This window comes from Flavobacterium olei, assembly GCF_039749035.1.
Classification (GTDB): Bacteria; Bacteroidota; Bacteroidia; order Flavobacteriales; family Flavobacteriaceae; genus Flavobacterium; species Flavobacterium olei.
In genome coordinates, this window is sequence record NZ_JBDKWC010000007.1 from 183,389 (window position 1) to 201,535 (window position 18,147).

At 34.6% G+C, this 18,147-nt stretch carries 13 protein-coding genes; 3 read left to right on the plus strand and 10 right to left on the minus strand.

The window, feature by feature from the left end:
• Window positions 1-38 precede the first annotated feature (38 nt).
• From mdh to ABEB31_RS18755, 8 genes are all read right to left on the minus strand, one after another.
• Window positions 39-974, minus strand: a complete 936-nt coding sequence (gene mdh, locus ABEB31_RS18720; RefSeq protein ID WP_347053184.1) for a malate dehydrogenase — start codon at window positions 972-974, stop codon at window positions 39-41.
• Window positions 975-1,088: 114 nt separating this feature from the next.
• On the minus strand, window positions 1,089-3,029 hold the full coding sequence (gene gyrB / locus ABEB31_RS18725) for a DNA topoisomerase (ATP-hydrolyzing) subunit B (RefSeq protein ID WP_347053185.1): 1,941 nt from the start codon (window positions 3,027-3,029) through the stop codon (window positions 1,089-1,091).
• Window positions 3,030-3,318: 289 nt separating this feature from the next.
• Window positions 3,319-4,935, minus strand: a complete 1,617-nt coding sequence (gene asnB / locus ABEB31_RS18730) for an asparagine synthase B (RefSeq protein ID WP_347053186.1) — start codon at window positions 4,933-4,935, stop codon at window positions 3,319-3,321.
• Between the two features lie 314 nt (window positions 4,936-5,249).
• Window positions 5,250-6,926 carry an asparagine synthase B gene (gene asnB / locus ABEB31_RS18735; protein WP_347053187.1) on the minus strand — a complete coding sequence of 559 codons (1,677 nt, stop codon included), beginning with the start codon at window positions 6,924-6,926 and terminating at the stop codon, window positions 5,250-5,252.
• A gap of 386 nt (window positions 6,927-7,312) precedes the next feature.
• Complete coding sequence (locus tag ABEB31_RS18740) at window positions 7,313-7,762, minus strand: hypothetical protein (protein ID WP_347053188.1); 450 nt, start codon at window positions 7,760-7,762, stop codon at window positions 7,313-7,315.
• A gap of 177 nt (window positions 7,763-7,939) precedes the next feature.
• Window positions 7,940-9,691, minus strand: a complete 1,752-nt coding sequence (locus ABEB31_RS18745) for a TonB-dependent receptor (protein WP_347053189.1) — start codon at window positions 9,689-9,691, stop codon at window positions 7,940-7,942.
• 175 nt (window positions 9,692-9,866) lie between these two features.
• The gene (locus tag ABEB31_RS18750; RefSeq protein ID WP_347053190.1) at window positions 9,867-10,730 is read right to left on the minus strand and encodes a PhzF family phenazine biosynthesis protein; all 864 of its coding nucleotides are present in this window, start codon (window positions 10,728-10,730) and stop codon (window positions 9,867-9,869) included.
• Between the two features lie 84 nt (window positions 10,731-10,814).
• Entirely contained in the window at window positions 10,815-13,838 is a 3,024-nt protein-coding gene (locus ABEB31_RS18755; protein WP_347053191.1) for a tetratricopeptide repeat protein, read from the minus strand.
• Window positions 13,839-14,169: 331 nt separating this feature from the next.
• Between ABEB31_RS18755 and ABEB31_RS18760 the strand changes: the two genes are divergently transcribed.
• Genes ABEB31_RS18760 through ABEB31_RS18770 form a run of 3 tightly spaced genes read left to right on the plus strand, consistent with a single transcriptional unit; the run spans window position 14,170 to window position 16,664 of the window.
• The gene (locus ABEB31_RS18760) at window positions 14,170-14,853 is read left to right on the plus strand and encodes a cell division ATP-binding protein FtsE (RefSeq protein ID WP_347053192.1); all 684 of its coding nucleotides are present in this window, start codon (window positions 14,170-14,172) and stop codon (window positions 14,851-14,853) included.
• On the plus strand, window positions 14,853-15,734 hold the full coding sequence (locus ABEB31_RS18765; RefSeq protein WP_347053193.1) for a glycosyltransferase family 2 protein: 882 nt from the start codon (window positions 14,853-14,855) through the stop codon (window positions 15,732-15,734). Before ABEB31_RS18760 ends, ABEB31_RS18765 begins: the two co-directional genes overlap by 1 nt.
• On the plus strand, window positions 15,735-16,664 hold the full coding sequence (locus tag ABEB31_RS18770; protein ID WP_347053194.1) for a glycosyltransferase family 2 protein: 930 nt from the start codon (window positions 15,735-15,737) through the stop codon (window positions 16,662-16,664).
• Here the strand turns inward: ABEB31_RS18770 and ABEB31_RS18775 are convergent.
• Together ABEB31_RS18775 and ABEB31_RS18780 are read right to left on the minus strand one after the other, a co-directional pair.
• On the minus strand, window positions 16,626-17,054 hold the full coding sequence (locus ABEB31_RS18775) for a sugar 3,4-ketoisomerase (protein ID WP_347053195.1): 429 nt from the start codon (window positions 17,052-17,054) through the stop codon (window positions 16,626-16,628). The genes ABEB31_RS18770 and ABEB31_RS18775 overlap by 39 nt on opposite strands.
• Entirely contained in the window at window positions 17,051-18,136 is a 1,086-nt protein-coding gene (locus tag ABEB31_RS18780; RefSeq protein WP_347053196.1) for a glycosyltransferase, read from the minus strand. The genes ABEB31_RS18775 and ABEB31_RS18780 overlap by 4 nt, the downstream gene beginning before the upstream one ends.
• Between the last annotated feature and the right edge of the window lie 11 nt (window positions 18,137-18,147).

The following is an 18,147-nucleotide window of genomic DNA, read 5'->3' on the forward strand; positions in this document are numbered from 1 at the left end:
TGCAAAAGTGCAGCCTTTTTCTTTTTTTTCGCTTTTTATTATATTAAAATCGACTTCAAAGCATCATTCATGCTGCGAACAGCATCTGCGCTTTTAGTAAATAAAGCCTTTTCCTGATCGTTTAAATTTATATCTAAGATTTCCTCAACTCCGTTCTTACCTATTATACAAGGTACTCCAATGCAGATGTCATTTTGTCCATACTCCCCTTCTACAAATACAGAACAGGCAATCATTTTCTTCTGATCGTTTAAAATACTGTCTACCAAATATGCAACAGAAGCTCCAGGTGCATACCAGGCAGAAGTTCCTAATAAACCTGTAAGTGTTGCGCCACCTACCATAGTATCAGTAGCAACTTTCTGCAATACATCTTCAGACAAAAATTCTGTAACCGGAATTCCATTATAGGAAGCCAGACGTGTTAACGGAATCATTGTGGTATCACCATGTCCGCCAATTACCATTGCCGAAATATCATTTGCCGGTTTGTCTAAAGCTAAAGAAAGGTAGGTTCTGAAACGAGAACTGTCTAACGCTCCACCCATACCAATAATTCTGTTTTTTGGAAGACCTGTCGCTTTTAGAGCTAAATAAGTCATTGTGTCCATCGGATTTGAAACTACTACAATTATAGTATCAGGAGAATATTTCAGAACATTTTCTGCAACTGTTTTTACAATTCCGGCATTTATACCAATTAATTCTTCTCTTGTCATTCCTGGCTTTCTTGGAATTCCTGATGTAATTACAACCACATCACTTCCCGCAGTTTTAGAATAATCATTGGTAACGCCCGAAACTTTCGTGTTAAAACCTGTGTTGGTGGCACATTGCGTAATATCCAATGCTTTACCTTCGGCAAAACCTTCTTTAATATCCAACAATACTACTTCGCTTGCAATCCCTCTATAAGAAATAACATCTGCACAGGTAGCTCCAACATTTCCTGCTCCTACAATGGTAACTTTCATATTTTATACTTTATCGGTTATTATTTTATTTGTCTGTTTCCTTAAAAAGACAATTCGTTTAATTGTCTAGTAAATTTAAACAATTAAACGAATTGGAATTATTAATTTTTTATTTTATGCGTCAATATTTGCATAAACTGCATTTTTCTCGATAAATTCTCTACGAGGCGGTACTTCGTCACCCATTAGCATAGAGAAAACCCGGTCTGCTTCTGCAAGGCTGTCAATAGTTACCTGACGTAAAGTTCTGAAATTCGGGTCCATTGTCGTTTCCCACAATTGTTCTGCATTCATCTCTCCAAGACCTTTATAACGCTGAATACCGGCACTTCCACCCATTCTTTCGTTAGCCTGATCGCGCTGAACATCATTCCATGCATATTCTTTCTTATTTCCTTTTTTAACCAGGTATAATGGCGGAGCTGCAATGTAAACGTGACCTTCTTCAATAAGCTCTTTCATAAAACGGAAGAAGAACGTTAATATTAAGGTAGAAATGTGACTACCATCGACATCCGCATCACACATAATGATTACCTTATGATATCTTAGTTTTTCCAGATTTAACGCTTTACTGTCTTCAGCTGTTCCTACCGTTACACCCAAAGCAGTAAAAATATTTCTGATCTCTTCGTTTTCGAATACTTTATGATGCATTGCTTTTTCAACATTCAAAATCTTACCACGTAATGGTAAAATAGCCTGAAAGTTACGATCACGACCTTGTTTGGCTGTTCCACCAGCCGAATCTCCCTCGACCAGGTAAACCTCACATCTTGCCGGATCCTGCTCAGAACAATCTGAAAGTTTTCCTGGCAATCCGCCGCCCCCCATAACCGTTTTACGCTGTACCATTTCACGCGCTTTTTTCGCTGCGTGACGTGCCTGAGCCGCTAAAATTACTTTTTGAATAATGATTTTTGCATCATTTGGATTTTCTTCCAAATAATTTTCAAGCATCTCTCCAACTGCCTGAGAAACCGGAGAAACTACCTCTCTGTTTCCAAGTTTGGTTTTCGTTTGCCCTTCGAATTGTGGTTCTGAAACTTTTACCGAAATAATAGCGGTCAATCCTTCACGGAAATCATCTCCGGCAATCTCAAATTTCAATTTATCCAGCATTCCGGAAGCATCTGCATATTTTTTAAGTGTTCTTGTTAAACCACTTCTAAAACCTTGTAAATGCGTTCCACCTTCGTGAGTGTTGATATTATTTACGTAAGAAAAAATATTTTCGGTATAACTGGTATTATAAATCAACGCTACTTCAACCGGAATTTCACCTTTATCGTGATCCATACTGATAACGTGAGAAACAATTGGCTCACGGTTACCGTCTAAGTAACGGATATATTCTTTTAACCCTTCAGTAGAATGAAAAACTTCACTTCTGAATTCTCCTTTTTCATCAACTTCTCTCTTATCTGTAAACGTGATTGTAATTCCTTTATTCAGGAAAGAAAGTTCACGCATACGAGCCGAAAGGGTGTCGTATGAAAATTCTGTGGTCTGAGTAAAAATAGTATCATCCGGATAGAATGTCTGACGGGTACCTCTTTTATCGGTTTCTCCGATTTGTTTTACCGGATATAATGATTTCCCTCTTTCATATTCCTGCTCATAAATTTTACCTTCTCTAAACACAGTAGATTTCATGTGTATAGAAAGTGCATTTACTACAGAAACCCCAACTCCGTGAAGACCTCCGGATACTTTATATGAATCTTTATCGAATTTACCTCCCGCACCAATCTTTGTCATTACAACCTCAAGTGCAGAAACTCCTTCTTTCTTGTGTAAATCGACTGGAATACCACGGCCATTATCCTCAACTGTTACCGAACCGTCTTCGTTTATTGCTACACTAATCGTGTCGCAATGTCCTCCCATCGCCTCATCAATAGAGTTATCAACAACCTCGTAAACCAAATGGTGTAGTCCTCGAACCCCTACATCACCAATATACATTGACGGACGCATTCTTACGTGCTCCATCCCTTCTAATGCCTGAATACTATCTGCTGAATAATTGTTCTTCTTGATTTCTTCGCTCATATAATTTATTGTAATAAATGTAATTATTGTCTAACACGCAAATATATAAAAATGCAAGCGATATACCCATTAAAATACGACTTAAAGCATGCAAGTTATTAACAGAAATGCACGATTAAATTCCATATTTTCCATATCGAAGGTTCGGTACCTAATCGCGTCATTTATTTTTTAAAAATTACCCAAAAATTAAAATCCGAAATAGTAAAAAAACTATTTCGGATTATTATATATTCTCCAAATTTAAATCTGATTCCGAAGCTTTTGGAAAGAATATTTGGTATGTCTTTTAAACCGTAACACCTGTTTTTATACTTTCAAAATTACCTTTCAGGTGAGCTGCATTTGCTCTTCCGCTCGGATCAAGGTTTTCCTGCCATTTCGGAATCCATTTACGGACTGTTTGTGCCGCGCTGACTTGTGGATAATATTTATGAAAAATTGATCGGTATAAATACGCCTCTTTTGTGGTTGGAGAATTATATGGAAATTCTGCATTTGCTCCGGCCAGCTGTTCGTCTGTTACCTGAGAGGAACAATATTCAATCAGTTCATCTACCCATTTATAACCCACTCCATCAGAAAACTGCTCTTTCTGACGCCATAATACTTCCGCCGGCAGATAAGGATTTTCAGGCGTATCAAATGCTTTTCTTAAAATATATTTTTCAACACCATCGTAGTTTTTCGGCTGTTTTTCCTGAGTTTTGATTCGAATGGCAACGTCTAAAAATTCGGTATCCAAAAACGGAATACGAACTTCTAAACCATTAGCCATAGTGGTTTTATCTGCACGAAGTAAATCGGCCGTAAAAAGCTTCTGAACCCTTTCGATTGTTTCGTCCTGAAATTCCTCTTCTGAAGGTGCATTTCTAAAATACAAGTGCCCTCCAAAAATTTCATCTGCACCTTCACCCGATAAAATCACTTTTATTCCCTGATCTGCAATTGCTTTGGAAAGCAAATACATCGGAACACCTGATCTTACCGAAATAATATCGTAAGTTTCAATATGATAAATCACTTTTTCTAAAACCTTAACACCCTCTTCTACTGTGAAATGAATTTCATGATGTTCAGTTCCTAAGAAAGCTGCAGCTTTTCTGGCTGCCATATTATCCGGAGCATCAGCATCAAGTCCGATAGAAAATGAATGTAATTTTTGACCGTCTTTTTTCAATAATCTCGAGGTTATAGCAGAAATTAAAGATGTATCCAAACCACCTGACATAACTACTCCCAAAGGTACATTTGCCAGTAAACGTTTACTCGTTGCTTTTATTAAACTTTCGCGTATTAATTCTAAATCGAGAGGCTGATTTGCATTTTTATGATCTTCATATTCCGGATGGTAATATTTTACAAAGCCGGTTTTAGCGGTATAATAATGTCCCGGAGGAAAAGTTGAAAATGATTTGCACTGATCTGCGATAGACTTCATTTCAGAAGAAAAATAGATTCTTCCTCTTTCATCCAGACCATAATATAAAGGTTTTACGCCAATTGGATCACGTCCTGCGATGTACTTATCACCTTCAATGACCACGAAGGCAAAATCTCCATCCAGTTTGTTACAGAAATCATAACCAAATTCTTCGTATAGATGCACAATTACTTCTGAATCTGATGCTGTTCTAAAAGTATGATGTTTTAAAACTGTGTTTTTAAGCTCCTGATAATTATAAATTTCTCCATCATGAACCATCCACGCTTTGTCGCTTCCCTGAATAGGCTGCTTTCCGGAATTAAGATCAATAATAGACAAACTTTCATGGCAAAGTACACTGCCATTTTCCATTATATGAATATCTCTTTCATCAGGACCACGATGCGACATTCTTTCAGAAAGTTCTTTTACAAGTTGTGGGTCTTTTCCTTTACCAATTACGGCCAATAATCCAGACATAATACTCTTTTTTATTATATGTTAATGAGTGCACAATGCTAAATTGAACATTAAAAAAACATTAAAATTTTTCATTGAAAGCAAATCTAAATATTAATTTTCGCTTTCCATTATTAAATTCACTAAAAGATTAAGAATTTAACTATAATACTGCAGAGGTCAAATATATTAAAAGAAAGTGAAACCCATTCTAAAAATAAATTATAACAATCTAAAAGTAAAAAAAATTAAATTCTTAAGACGAGAAAAACGCTCTCGGTCTGAGAACGTTTTTCTGGAAATAAATATATACTAATTCTAAAAATTAACTCACATTATGCTTTCGCGTAAGCGTCGTCATGCACGCTCGCAACTGCTCTTCCGGAAGGATCATTCATATTTTTGAAAGCCTCATCCCACTCCAGTGCAATTTTTGTACTACAAGCCACACTTGCTTCCTGAGGCACGCATAAAGCTGCTGCATCACTTGGGAAATGTTCTGTAAAAATAGAACGATAATAATATTCCTCTTTTGAAGTTGGCGTTTGCAACGGAAATTTAAATCTCGCATTTGCCAGTTGCTCATCTGAAACTTCTCTGGCTACAACTTCTTTCAAAGTATCAATCCAGCTGTATCCTACTCCATCAGAAAACTGTTCTTTTTGTCTCCAGGCCACACTTTCCGGAAGCATATCTTCAAAAGCCTTGCGAACAACCCATTTTTCCATTGGATGTTCTTTGTTAATCATTTTATCCTGAGGATTAATGCGCATGGCAACATCCATAAATTCTTTATCTAAGAACGGTACACGACCTTCAATTCCCCATGCTGCTAAACTTTTGTTGGCACGTAAACAATCGTACATATGAAGTTTGCCTAATTTACGAACGTTTTCTTCGTGAAATTCTCTTGCGTTTGGCGCTTTATGGAAATATAAATAACCTCCAAACAATTCATCTGCACCTTCACCAGAAAGAACCATCTTAATTCCCATTGATTTAATCACTCTGGCCATCAGCCACATCGGCGTAGAAGCTCTTACTGTCGTTACATCATACGTTTCTAAGTTGTAAATAACATCACGAACTGCATCTAAACCTTCCTGAATTGTGAATTTAATTTCGTGGTGAATCGTTCCGATATGATCTGCTACTTTTCTTGCTGCCGCTAAGTCAGGAGAACCTTCTAAACCAACAGAAAAAGAGTGCAATTGTGGGTACCACGCATCTGTAGTATCATCTGACTCAATACGTTTTTGCGCAAATTTTTTGGCTACAGCCGAAGTAATAGAAGAGTCTAAACCTCCGGAAAGTAAAACTCCATAAGGAACATCACTCATTAACTGTCTGTGAACCGCTGCTTCTAATGCTTTTTTGATTTCAGGAATACTGGTTTCGTTATCTTTTACAGCATCATACTCTGTCCAGTCTCTTTTGTACCATTGTACAAATTCTCCATCCTTACTTGATAAATAATGTCCCGGAGGAAACAATTCTATTTTTGTACAGTAACCTTCCAGAGCTTTTAATTCTGAAGCTACATAAAAAGTCCCGTGCTCATCCCAGCCAATGTACAATGGAATAATTCCCATGTGATCACGTGCTACAAAATATTCATCTTTATCAACATCATAAATTGCAAATCCGAAAATTCCGTTCATTTCGTCAACAAAATGAGGTCCTTTTTCCTGATATAATGCTAAAATAACCTCGCAGTCACTTTCTGTCTGAAAGTTATATTTTCCTTCAAATTGTTTACGTAATTCTCTGTGGTTGTAGATTTCTCCATTTGCAGCCAAAACCAATTTTTTGTCTTCTGTAAATAAAGGCTGTTTTCCTGAAGCCGGATCTACAATTGCCAAACGCTCATGCGAAAGAATTGCTTTATCATTACTGTAAATTCCGCTCCAGTCCGGTCCGCGGTGACGAATGATTTTTGACATTTCTAATACTTGAGGTCTTAACGCTTCGGCTTTTTGTTTTAGATCAAAGGCACATACAATTCCACACATAATATTCTATATTTTTATTTGTAATTTTTAATTTGATAAGGCAAAGATGAAGTATTAGTTACAATTGAGAAATACAAATATACATTTCAATTACAATTTGAAACCATAAATCTAATTTTACATACAAAATGTAAAATTTTGACAACAAAAAGAGTAGTAAACTTGAAAATTTTAATTTTGAGCCAAAAACCACTTTAAAATTGAAAGTTTTAGAACAGTTTTTAAACTAATTTTTGAGTTTTTCAATTATAATTGAAAGATTTTCAAAGAGGGGAATAGAAGGTGTTTTGGAATTGTATTTTATATAAAGCTTTTAATAGATAATTGTCATTTCACAGAAATTAAAAGTGCAGCTTTTTAAGTTATAAAACTGATAGCGCTGAATGTTATTCCACACTTTCAATCATGTAATGTGTCTTATTTATATCAAACTCAAAACCAACCTTATTTCCCATTAAATGATTTCCTAACGGAGATTGTGGAGATAGCGCAATAACATTTATTCCGTCAATGGAAATTTTTGGCAATGCCACACTTACATATAAGTTGATTTCGTTTGCCTTTACTAAACTTCCTAAAACAATATTTTCAGTTGTTTTAAGCGGATCGATTTTATCTAAAATACTTTTCTGCTCAATTGCTTCTTTAAGTTTATTGGTCAATTTTTCCTGCTCAATATGCATCATAGACAAAGCTGTTTCGTGTTTGTCGCCAGCCGAACCTTTTGCGTCATTTTTAGAATCTTCGGTTAAGTTTGTAATCATATCTTTAAAAACATCGATACGGTCCTGAACCATTAAGCTGTAGTGGGAATATATTTTTTCTTTAAAAGTCATTTGTTTTTGAGATACTAAGGTTCTGAGACACAAAGATGCAAAGGTTTTTTCTTTATTTCATAAAAAAACAGCCATGAATTCACGAATCTACTCCAAAAAATTCATGAGTCCATGGCTGAAAAAAAAGGCACATTCCTTTAAAAAGATCTTTGTGCCCTGGTGCCTGTGTGGCTCTATTTAAAAATCAAATTTATAATTGGCTCCTCCTAAAATCTGGAATCCCTGAACCGGATAATTCAGCCATTTTTGGTAAGCCTGATTTCCAATATTATTTGCTTTTAAGAAAAAGGTCAGACGCTCATTAAATTTATATCCTAAATGTGCATTAGCATCCAAATAGCTTTTAAGCGTTGTTACAACTGGGTGTATTCCTAAATTTAAATTAGACTGCATGTCTTTTCTCTCTCCAACATAAAAAACATTTACTCCTGCATACCATTGTTTAGTGAAATTAACATCCAGGGTAGAACTCAATTTCATTGTTGGCAGATTCCAGGCTTCAATATTATTATCTGTATTGTAACTGTTGAAAGTTCCATTGATTCCAAAAGTTACATTTTCAGAAAAATCAGCTTTTAATTCCCCATAAAAACGGAAAGTTCTAATGTCTTCGTATACGACACCAAAAGAATTTCCGAAAGCATAATCTTCATTTGTAACTACTTCTGTATAATCATTAGCTTTAAATAACGCTTTATCTTTTTCGTTCATATAAGAACCGGTCAGATTATAATTTACATTATTGGCTAATTTTCCTTTTAAACCTGCAAAAACATTATACTGCGTGCTGGACGGCCGCATATTTAAAGTTGGAGATAAAAACGGATTATCATTTACAAAATCTGCATACGAATTCTGATTCAGACCTCCATTTACCCCGGTGTAGAAAATCATCAGATCGCCAACTAATTTATAGGAAGCATTCACTTTTGGATAGATATAAAATTTATTTCCGCTGTTTTCAGAGTCTGCACTGTAAAAAACTCCTGCACCTAATTCTAATGTCCATTCATTTTCATTAATTACAAAACTTGGTTCGATTCCTACATTTGTAAAACTGTATTTTAGGCGATCGACATTATCCTGAGCATAATTGTTTTTAAAAGAACCGCTTACATGATCTACAATAACGTTTGTTTTAATTGCCTGATCCATTACGTCAACCGTAAAAGTTGGCTTGATATAAAATCTGTTTTCAGAAGATGAATAACTGTCTGAAAAATGCGTAAATCGTGCAGAAAGTTTACTAAAAATACTTTCGTTAAACTCTGCATTTCCACCAATTGAAATTGTATTGTAAGAATGATCCGGGCTAATGCTGTTTATAAGATCATAACGTTGGCCCGGAATTGTAGAACCAAAATTTGCAGGAAGTCCATACCAATTATAAATTTGGTTTTGATACCCCAGATCTACTCCCCACGCGGCATCTCTGTTATTTTGTCCATAACCCACATTGATCGAAGTATCGTAGAATTCATCATTTAACTCTACATCCTTAATTCCTCCCTGAGAAGAATGATGACGAAACATTCCAGCAACATAATCATTATTACCCAAATCCTGGTTAACAAACAATTCTGCGTTTAATGTACTGTAATTTCCAAGACCAACAGTCGCATAATTATTAAAAAGTCTTTCCTTTTTTGCTTTTTCAACACCTTCCGCTTTTCCTTTAGACGGTGTAAAAGTCGATGCCACGGGAACAGATAATATACTGTATTTTATCACTTCCTTAGCCTGATTTCCACTATCGTCAAGCGAGGGTGTTTCTTTCACTTTAAATGCATCTGAAATAGTTGGCGAATAAGGCTTTACAACGTTGACTGTTTCAGTTCCGATACTTTCATTTTTCTTTTGTGCAAACGAAAACTGAGCAGCAAATAATACTAACACTATAATAATTTTATGTCGGCAGTTTAATTTCATATTTATTTTTTTTTAAGAGAATAGAGGCAAGAAGCAAGAAAATAGATTTCTCTCTGTTCTTCTTACTTTTACTCTTTCTTTTTCTTAACTCTTTATTCTATTTCTAAAATTCTTAATTGTTCTCTTTATCTTCTTCTTGCTTCTTGCTTCTATACTCTTGGTTCTATTTTCTCACTCAGCCTTCCCACTCGCCTTTGGCAACAAATTGAGCTTTTCCTCCAATTGTAATATCAAACTGATCATTTTCTATTTTTCCTTTAAAATAAATTTGAGAAGGACGATTTATATAATCTCCCTGATGATTGATCAATTCTATTTCAACAGAATGGTATTTCAACAAATAGGCCTGCAGACAAGTACTGGCACTTCCCGTGGCAGCATCTTCAACTAATTGATTGTTTTCTACACACAACATTCTGGTGCTAAGTTGCGAATTCTCCAAACTATAAAAATACAGTCCACGATGATTGGTTTTGCAATGCTGTTTTAACCATTGATCAGTTTTATCTTTATCTAAAACTAAATTTCCCAAAGCTCTTTTACTGTTCAGAGGCACAATTACAAACGCACTTCCGGTGGTAACTTCCTGAATGAGGTATTGATTGTCAAAATCATCGATAGTTAAATTACTGAAAGAAGGAAAATCTTCTTTTGCAAAAACATCCCAAAATTTGGGCTGTGCGGCTTTTAACCAAATCAAATCTTCTGTCTGATGAATTGCAATTGGTCCTATCGGAACTTCCAGTTTTATTTCCTGAGGCGAATTTTCGAAGACCTTATTCATCAGAACCCATGAGGTTCCAATAATAGGATGACCCGCAAACTGCATTTCATTAGCCGGAGTAAAAATTCTTATTTCTGCTTTATTATTTTGCTTGTCCAGACATGTAACAAATGTGCTTTCTGCGAAATTCATCTCGCGTGCCATCTGCTGCATTTCATCCGAACTTAAATGTTCAGCATCCAAAAAAACCGCCAGTTGGTTCCCGGCATATTTTCTGTCAGCAAAAACATCAACTATATAAAAAGGTAAACTCATATTTTTTCTTTTTTAGAAAATAGAACCAAGGAGCAAAGAAACTTTTAATCTTTCTTCTTGCCTCTTGCTTCTCTTCCTCTCTTCCTACTTATTAATCGACGAATTTGTTTTTGCTTCTTCAGATTTTATAGCACTTAATTCTTTTTTGGCTTCCTCCACTACATCAGGATAATCTGTAAAATTGTTAATTACGTTATCCAGAATATAAGTAGCCTGATAGCTGTCTTTCAGACCGTAAAAGTTTTTAGCCATTAAAACCAAACCTTTTGCTCCATAATATTTGTAGGCAGAATAACTTTTCGCCAATTTTTGGACTGCTGTATTTGAGGCTTCAAATTTTCCTTCTTTCGTTTTAAAATATGCATCATAATACAATGCTTCTGCAGCTAATTCCCCTTTAGAATTGGCCGCCAGTTTTGCATACGCTGTTTTTGCTTTATCTTCATTTCCGGTTTGCATTGCGGCACGTGCTACAATAATTTGCGCATCGGCTTTTACTCCGGCATCCGATTTTGGATTTTCTAAAACCTTATCTGCGGCTATGACAGAATTGTCATAATCTTTTTTGTCATAATAACATTTCATCAAATTCGCCTGAGCGAAAGTTTTATTCTGAGGATAATCGGCTTCACTCTCCAGACGAACTAATACCGGAATTGCTTTATCACAATCTTTTGCTTTTAAATAAATCTGAGCCAGTCTGTTTAAAGCCTGTTCTGTAAATTCATTTCTTGGCTGATCGATCACATATTGATAATTGGCAACCGATTTAGTCTCAGAACCTTCAGCATACGTTAATTGTGCCAGATAGAAATTTGCCTCAAGCGCGTGAAGTCCGTTCGGGAATTTGCTCACATAACCTGCAAAACCGGTAATCGCCGTTTTGCTGTTATTTTGGCTATATTGTTTAAATGCTGCGTCGTATGTATCATTATCCAATTCTGCATCGGTTACAGAAACGAAATCAAGTGTTCGAACCCATGTAGCATACTCATCTACTTTTCCGGAATCAACATAAATTAATCTTGCAGTAGAAACTGCTTCTAATGCTTCAGGAGTTTTAGGGAATTCTGCTGCAACTTTTTTAAACTTGGTCAGAGCCTGAGTATCACGATCTGAATTGTAATAAATTAAACCTTGCTTCAAAATTGCTTTGGCAGTAAATGATCCGTTATTAAATTCAGAAATTAACTGATCGTAAGTTTTAATAGCCTGATCGTTTTTCTTCTCCGCAACATACGTATTTCCTAACTCGAACAAAGCGTCATCACGATAAGACGATTTTTTATACATCTGAATAAAATTCGTCAATTCATCGATTTTTTTCGTGTTATTAGACATAAATCCGTAAGAAAGTGCTTTTTGAAATTGCGCATAATCGGCATCAACACCTTTTGCAGCAATTGCTTTTGCGTAAGCTTCGTTTGCGGCGCTGTATTTTGAAGTCACAAAACGACAATCACCCAAACGCAGGTAAGAATCATTTAAGTGTACCTTATCTGAAGGCGAATTATCGATCTGCGCCTGAAAAGAATTTGCCGCCTGATCGTATTCCTTTAGTTTAAAATACGTGTAACCAATATTATAGTTAATGTTTTTATATTCGTCTGTAGATTTTGCAGCGGGCATTCCGGCAAATTGTTTGTACGTTAATAATGCATTCTGCATATCGTCATTCAGATATTCTGTTTCTGCTTTCCAGAAAGTTGCACGCGCTGTAAATTCAGGTGTTTTTTGCTCGCTGACAGCACTTTTAAACATTTTACCGGCTTCCTGATAATTCGATTCGTTGTACAATTCCAAACCTCTGTAAAAAAGCACTTTTTGATAAGCGGCTTTGTTTTCTGCCGATCTGTTTTTTTCTAATAAAACCAAAGCTTCTTTATAGTTTTTAGAAGAAATATAAGAATCTACCAATAATTTCTCTACCTCTGCACGGCTTGAATTATTTGGATATTTTTTAAGGAAATCCAGTAAAATTCCGGGAACGGCCTGATAAGCATTTCCAATATCGTAACTAAGCTTTGCGTAATTTAAAGCGGCATCTTCCTGAATTTGTGCATTAAAATCCATTTCAGAAGCATTTTTAAAAGCATTCAGCGCTTCTTGTTTCTTGCCGATATTTAAGTAACTCAAACCTAAATGATAATAAGCATTTTGCGCCACAAAATCTCTTCCTTCAATGATTTTATTGAATTGTGAAATTGCTTTTTCGTAGTTTTTCTGCTCATAATAAGCATAGCCTAACTGATAAAAATCGGTGTTGCTCCACTTCCCTTTTTTGCCCGAATATTGCTCCAGATACGGAATTGCTTTTCCGTATTGTTTTAAGTTAAAATAACTTTCCCCAATAATTTTATTAAGTTCAGATTTTTCAATTTCGTTAGATTTACCCATCGCCTGCTGCCCTAAATCAATTGCTTTTTGAAAATTTCCCAGTTTGAAATTCATGTCAGCCTGATAGTACGATAACTTTTCCTTGTATTTTTCTTCTCCGGAAACTTCATCAAAGTATTTGGTAGCTGCTTTATAATCATCACCTTCATAAGCCATGAAACCTAAATAATATTTGGCCTGCGAACCGTATTCTTTAGAATTAACTACTTTATTAAAATAATTGGTTGCTTCTTTTTTCTTTTTAGCATTAAAATAGCTGTAACCTTTCATAAAGTTAAACTTATCAGACTCAGATTTGCTCATGTAGCTTTCATCGACTTTATCAAACCACATTAATGCTTTTGGGTAATTGCCCTGTTCGAAAAAATATTGTGCTGCCTCTATATAAGCCTGATTTTGCTTTGTACTTGTCGGATAATCGTTTACAAAATTTTCTACCAAAGCATCGGCATTTGCTTTATTGGTTCTAATTGCGCAATTGGCAATATAAAATGCACAGTCAGATTTTACTTCCTCTGTAATTGCAGGATCTTCCGTATTTTTTACATGCTCAAAAATAAGCTGGGCCGACGCATATTGTTTGTCGTTGTATAAAGCCAGTGCTTTGTCAAATTCCTTTAAATCGTAAGTGTATATAGTTGATTTTTGTGCCGAAATTAGAGTTGAAAAAAGGAATATATGGAATAAAAAGAACCCGGAAAGTTTACGCATTTTTATAATATTTAGTATTCAAATGTATCATTTTTATACGATTTATAACGAAACGTTTCAAGCTTTTATTATCTCTAAAAAATTAAAATGCAGTATTTTTTTAACATAACAATCTCAAAATATTGGTTCTCAAAACCTCAAAGCAAAATTTTAAAACCATATAAGTCATCTGGCCAGCTATCCGAACTTTAAATCTGTTAATGCATTTTTACCAAATGAAGTCACATTATTTACAGTGTTTAATTTTTTAAAGTTTTTCTTAAGAATTGATTCAAATTTATTTTGAATCCAAACGTTATCTTATTACTTTTACCATTCAAATCAATTTATTATGTCACAAACCGTACTGTCTCTTAAAGAAGTCACTATATATCAAGAAGGAAGAAAAATTATATCTCATATTAATCTGGACGTAAATCACGGTGAATTTATCTATATCATCGGAAAAACCGGTTCTGGAAAAAGTAGTTTCCTAAAAACTTTATATGCTGATTTACCACTAGTTGAAGGTGAAGGACATATCGTAGAATTTGATTTGGCAACGATCAAAGAAAATGACATTCCGTTTTTGAGACGTAAAATCGGTATCGTATTTCAGGATTTCAAATTACTCCCGGACCGTTCTATAAAAGACAATATGCTTTTTGTTTTGAGAGCAACCGGCTGGACTGAAAAAGATGCCATGGAGCAAAAAATTGACGAAGTTCTGAATAAAGTCGGAATGAAAGATTTTGTAAACAAAATGCCGCACCAGCTTTCCGGAGGAGAACAACAACGTGTTGCAATCGCAAGAGCACTTTTAAATGATCCTGAATTTATCCTTGCAGATGAACCAACCGGAAACCTTGATCCACAGACAAGTTCTGAGGTTTTAGAAGTTCTAAAAGCGATTAATGCTGCCGGAAAAACAGTTATCATGGCAACACACGATTATGCTTTATTGATGAAATTCCCTTCTAAAACTTTAAAATGTGAAGACGAAAGGATCTTCGAAGTGGTGCAAAAAAGTGTGTAATGCTTTCGATTTTAATTCCGGTTTACAATTATGATATTTTTCCGCTTGTAGAAAAATTATACATACAAGCTTTAAAATGCAATATTCCTTTTGAAATCATTTGTTTAGACGATGCTTCTCAGGATTTTGTAGTTGAAAACCAAAGAATTAACCTATTCAAAAATACTTCCTATTCTATTTTAGAAAAAAATATCGGGCGAAGTGCCATCCGAAATTTATTGGCCCAGAAAGCAGTTTATGATAATCTGCTCTTTCTGGATGCGGATGTAATTCCGGTTCACGATAATTTTATTTCGAATTACATTTCAGAAATAAATAATAAAGTTGTTTTTGGCGGACTTTTGTATGAATATAAAAAACCTCCAAAAGAACAATTATTAAGATGGTTTTACGGTCAAAAAAGAGAAGCTTTAAGTTGGTCTGATCGAATTAAAAACCCTACAAACACCGCTTTAGTTTCAAATTTACTCATCAAAAAAGAAATTGTTATCCGTTTTCCTTTTGATGAAAATCTGACGAAATATGGTTATGAAGATTTACTTTTTTTTGCTGTGCTAAAGTCAAATAAAATTGAAATTAAACATATTGAAAATCCTGTTTTTCATTTTAATTTGGAAGATTCCGGTTTATTTTTGAATAAGACCAAAACCGCCTTACAAAATCTCGCTTTCTTAGTTGCTTCAAAAAAAATCTCAAAAAAAGAAAGTAAAATTATTGCTTCTTTTGAATTATTAAAAAATCTAAAATTGGTTTCTTTTTTTAATTTTACTTTTAAAAAATTCCAAAAGAAAATCGAACGGAATCTACTTTCAGGAAAACCATCACTTTTTCTTTTTGACATTTATAAATTGGGCTTTTTCTGTTCTTTAAAATCAAAATAAATGGCTTTTTTTTCGATAATTATCCCACTTTACAACAAAGAAAATTTCATCGAAAAAACGATGCGGAGTATTCTGGATCAGACTTTTCAGGATTTTGAAATCATTGTGGTAAATGACGGATCTACAGATAAAAGCGAAGAAAAAGTACTGCAGTTTAAAGATTCGAGAATTAATTATTTTGCCAAACCAAATGAAGGCGCTTCTACAGCCAGAAATTTCGGAATTGAAAAAGCAAATACAGATTTTATAACTTTTCTGGATGCCGATGATTTTTGGTATCCGACGTTTTTAGAAACGATGTATGATCTTATTTCAAAAATCCCCAATCAAAAGGTTTTCTCGGGTGCAATTGAGATAGAAACTTCTAAGAAAATTATTCCCGCAGAATATTCAATTCCAAAATCAAATAAAGCATTTGAAGTCGTAAATTATTTTAAAGCCAGCATGAAAGAGACCATTATTTGTACCTCGTGCGCAGTTTTTCATCAATCTGTTTTTGATGAAATTGGGAATTTCGACACTAAAATAAAAAGTGGTCAGGATACCGATTTATGGATTAGAATTGGACTGGTTTATTCTGTTGTTTTTTCCTGGAAAATTTTAGCGCGCTACGTTTTCGATTCAAAAAGTCTTTCGAAAAACACGAATTTCATAAATGAGAAAATAGATTTATCGAAATTTGAAAGTGCTGAAAAAACAAATCCCGATTTAAAAAAGTTCTTAGATTTAAATCGTTTTTCACTTGCTGTAAAAAGCAAATTAGCCGGAGAAAGAGAACTTTTTTATAAATATTCCAATCCAATTGATTTGGCCGAGTTAGGATTCAAAAAAAGACTTTTATTACGTCTTCCCGCATTTGCATTGAACGTTTTAATCTCTTTTAAAACCTTTTTAGCCAATATCGGAATTGGTTCCTCGGTCTTTAAATAATTTATATTTTTTGAATTCGCGAATGTAGTCTTCTTCACTAAATTCAGCAGAAGACAAAACTAGGCAAACGCTTCCGGAGGAGAAATTTTTAAGTTCACGCCAAATTCCGGAAACAATCAGCAAACCGACATTTGGTTTATTTAAAGTCACGGTTTTTGTATTTTTTCCGTCTTTTAAAATCACATCAAAACTTCCGCTTAAAGCGATCAGCAATTCCTGTTGTTTTTTGTGTGCGTGCCCGCCCCTTTTGCTGCCGCTGGGAACATCGTACAAATAATATACCCTTTTGGAAACAAACGGAATCGTTTCTCCTTCAATAACAGAAAGATTTCCGCGTCGATCGTGAATTTTAGGAATTTCAATTAATTGAACATCTGAAATTGTGGTCATTTTGGACGGGTTAAAAGATTTTTCCATTGTTCTGAAATGGTATTTAAAGACAAATGTTTTACGCTCTCAGCAGCATTATTTTTGCAAAAATGATACAATTCTTCCTCGTTTGCCAATCGGTTTATTGCTTTCGCTAAAGCGTTAGTATTATGATTTTCGACTAACAAACCATTAAACTCATTTTGAATAATTTCCCGCGGTCCGGAATTGCAATCAACTGCAATTACAGGCGTTCCAACTGCTAAAGATTCTACAACCGAAAGTGGAAAACCTTCAAACCGACTTGTTAAAATCGTAAATTTCGCCCGACGAACTTCGTTAAAAGGATTTTCTTTAAAAGGAAAAATCTGCACGTAATTAATCAAATCTAACTCTTTTATTTTTTGCTGAATGAAATTTAAATCATTTCCGGTTCCTAAAAGATGGAGCCGGTATCCTTTCTCATACACTTTCGACAAAGAAAATGCTTCCAGCATTAACGTAAAATTTTTTACTTTTTCATCAAATCTGCCAAAATACAAAATCACTTTTTGGTCTTCCTGAATTTCCGTTTTCAATTCATTTTCAGCAATAAAAAAAGGATTATAAATCGTAACAGTATTTTGAAATTGGTACAAACGATTTGCTTTTTCTTCAATCGCTTTTGAAACACAAATTAAAGCTTCAGCATTTTGATATAAAAATCGCGCCCAGAATTTAGAAGAAGGAAAGTAGTTTTGAAAATTATAACTATGAATAACATAGTGTGTTTTTGTATTTCGATAAATAAACTTTGTAATTAGTTCTCGCAAAAGCACGTTTCTCGATCTGCTATCTATTACAATTTGGACATTATTTTCGACTAAATAATTATGCAGTAATATTCCTTTTTTAAGCTTTCTGAAAACAGATAAAAATCCCGAGCTCTCTTTTTCCAAATAATACAATCTTCCTGTATATGAATAATCTACAACATCGTTTACAATAATAGAATGCACATCAAAACCGGAATCCTCCAGCATAAAAGTCAATAAAGCGGCAAAACGTTCTGCTCCTCCTTTTCCCAGAGAATTTGAAACGATGGCAACTTTCCTTTTATTCATGTTTTTAAACC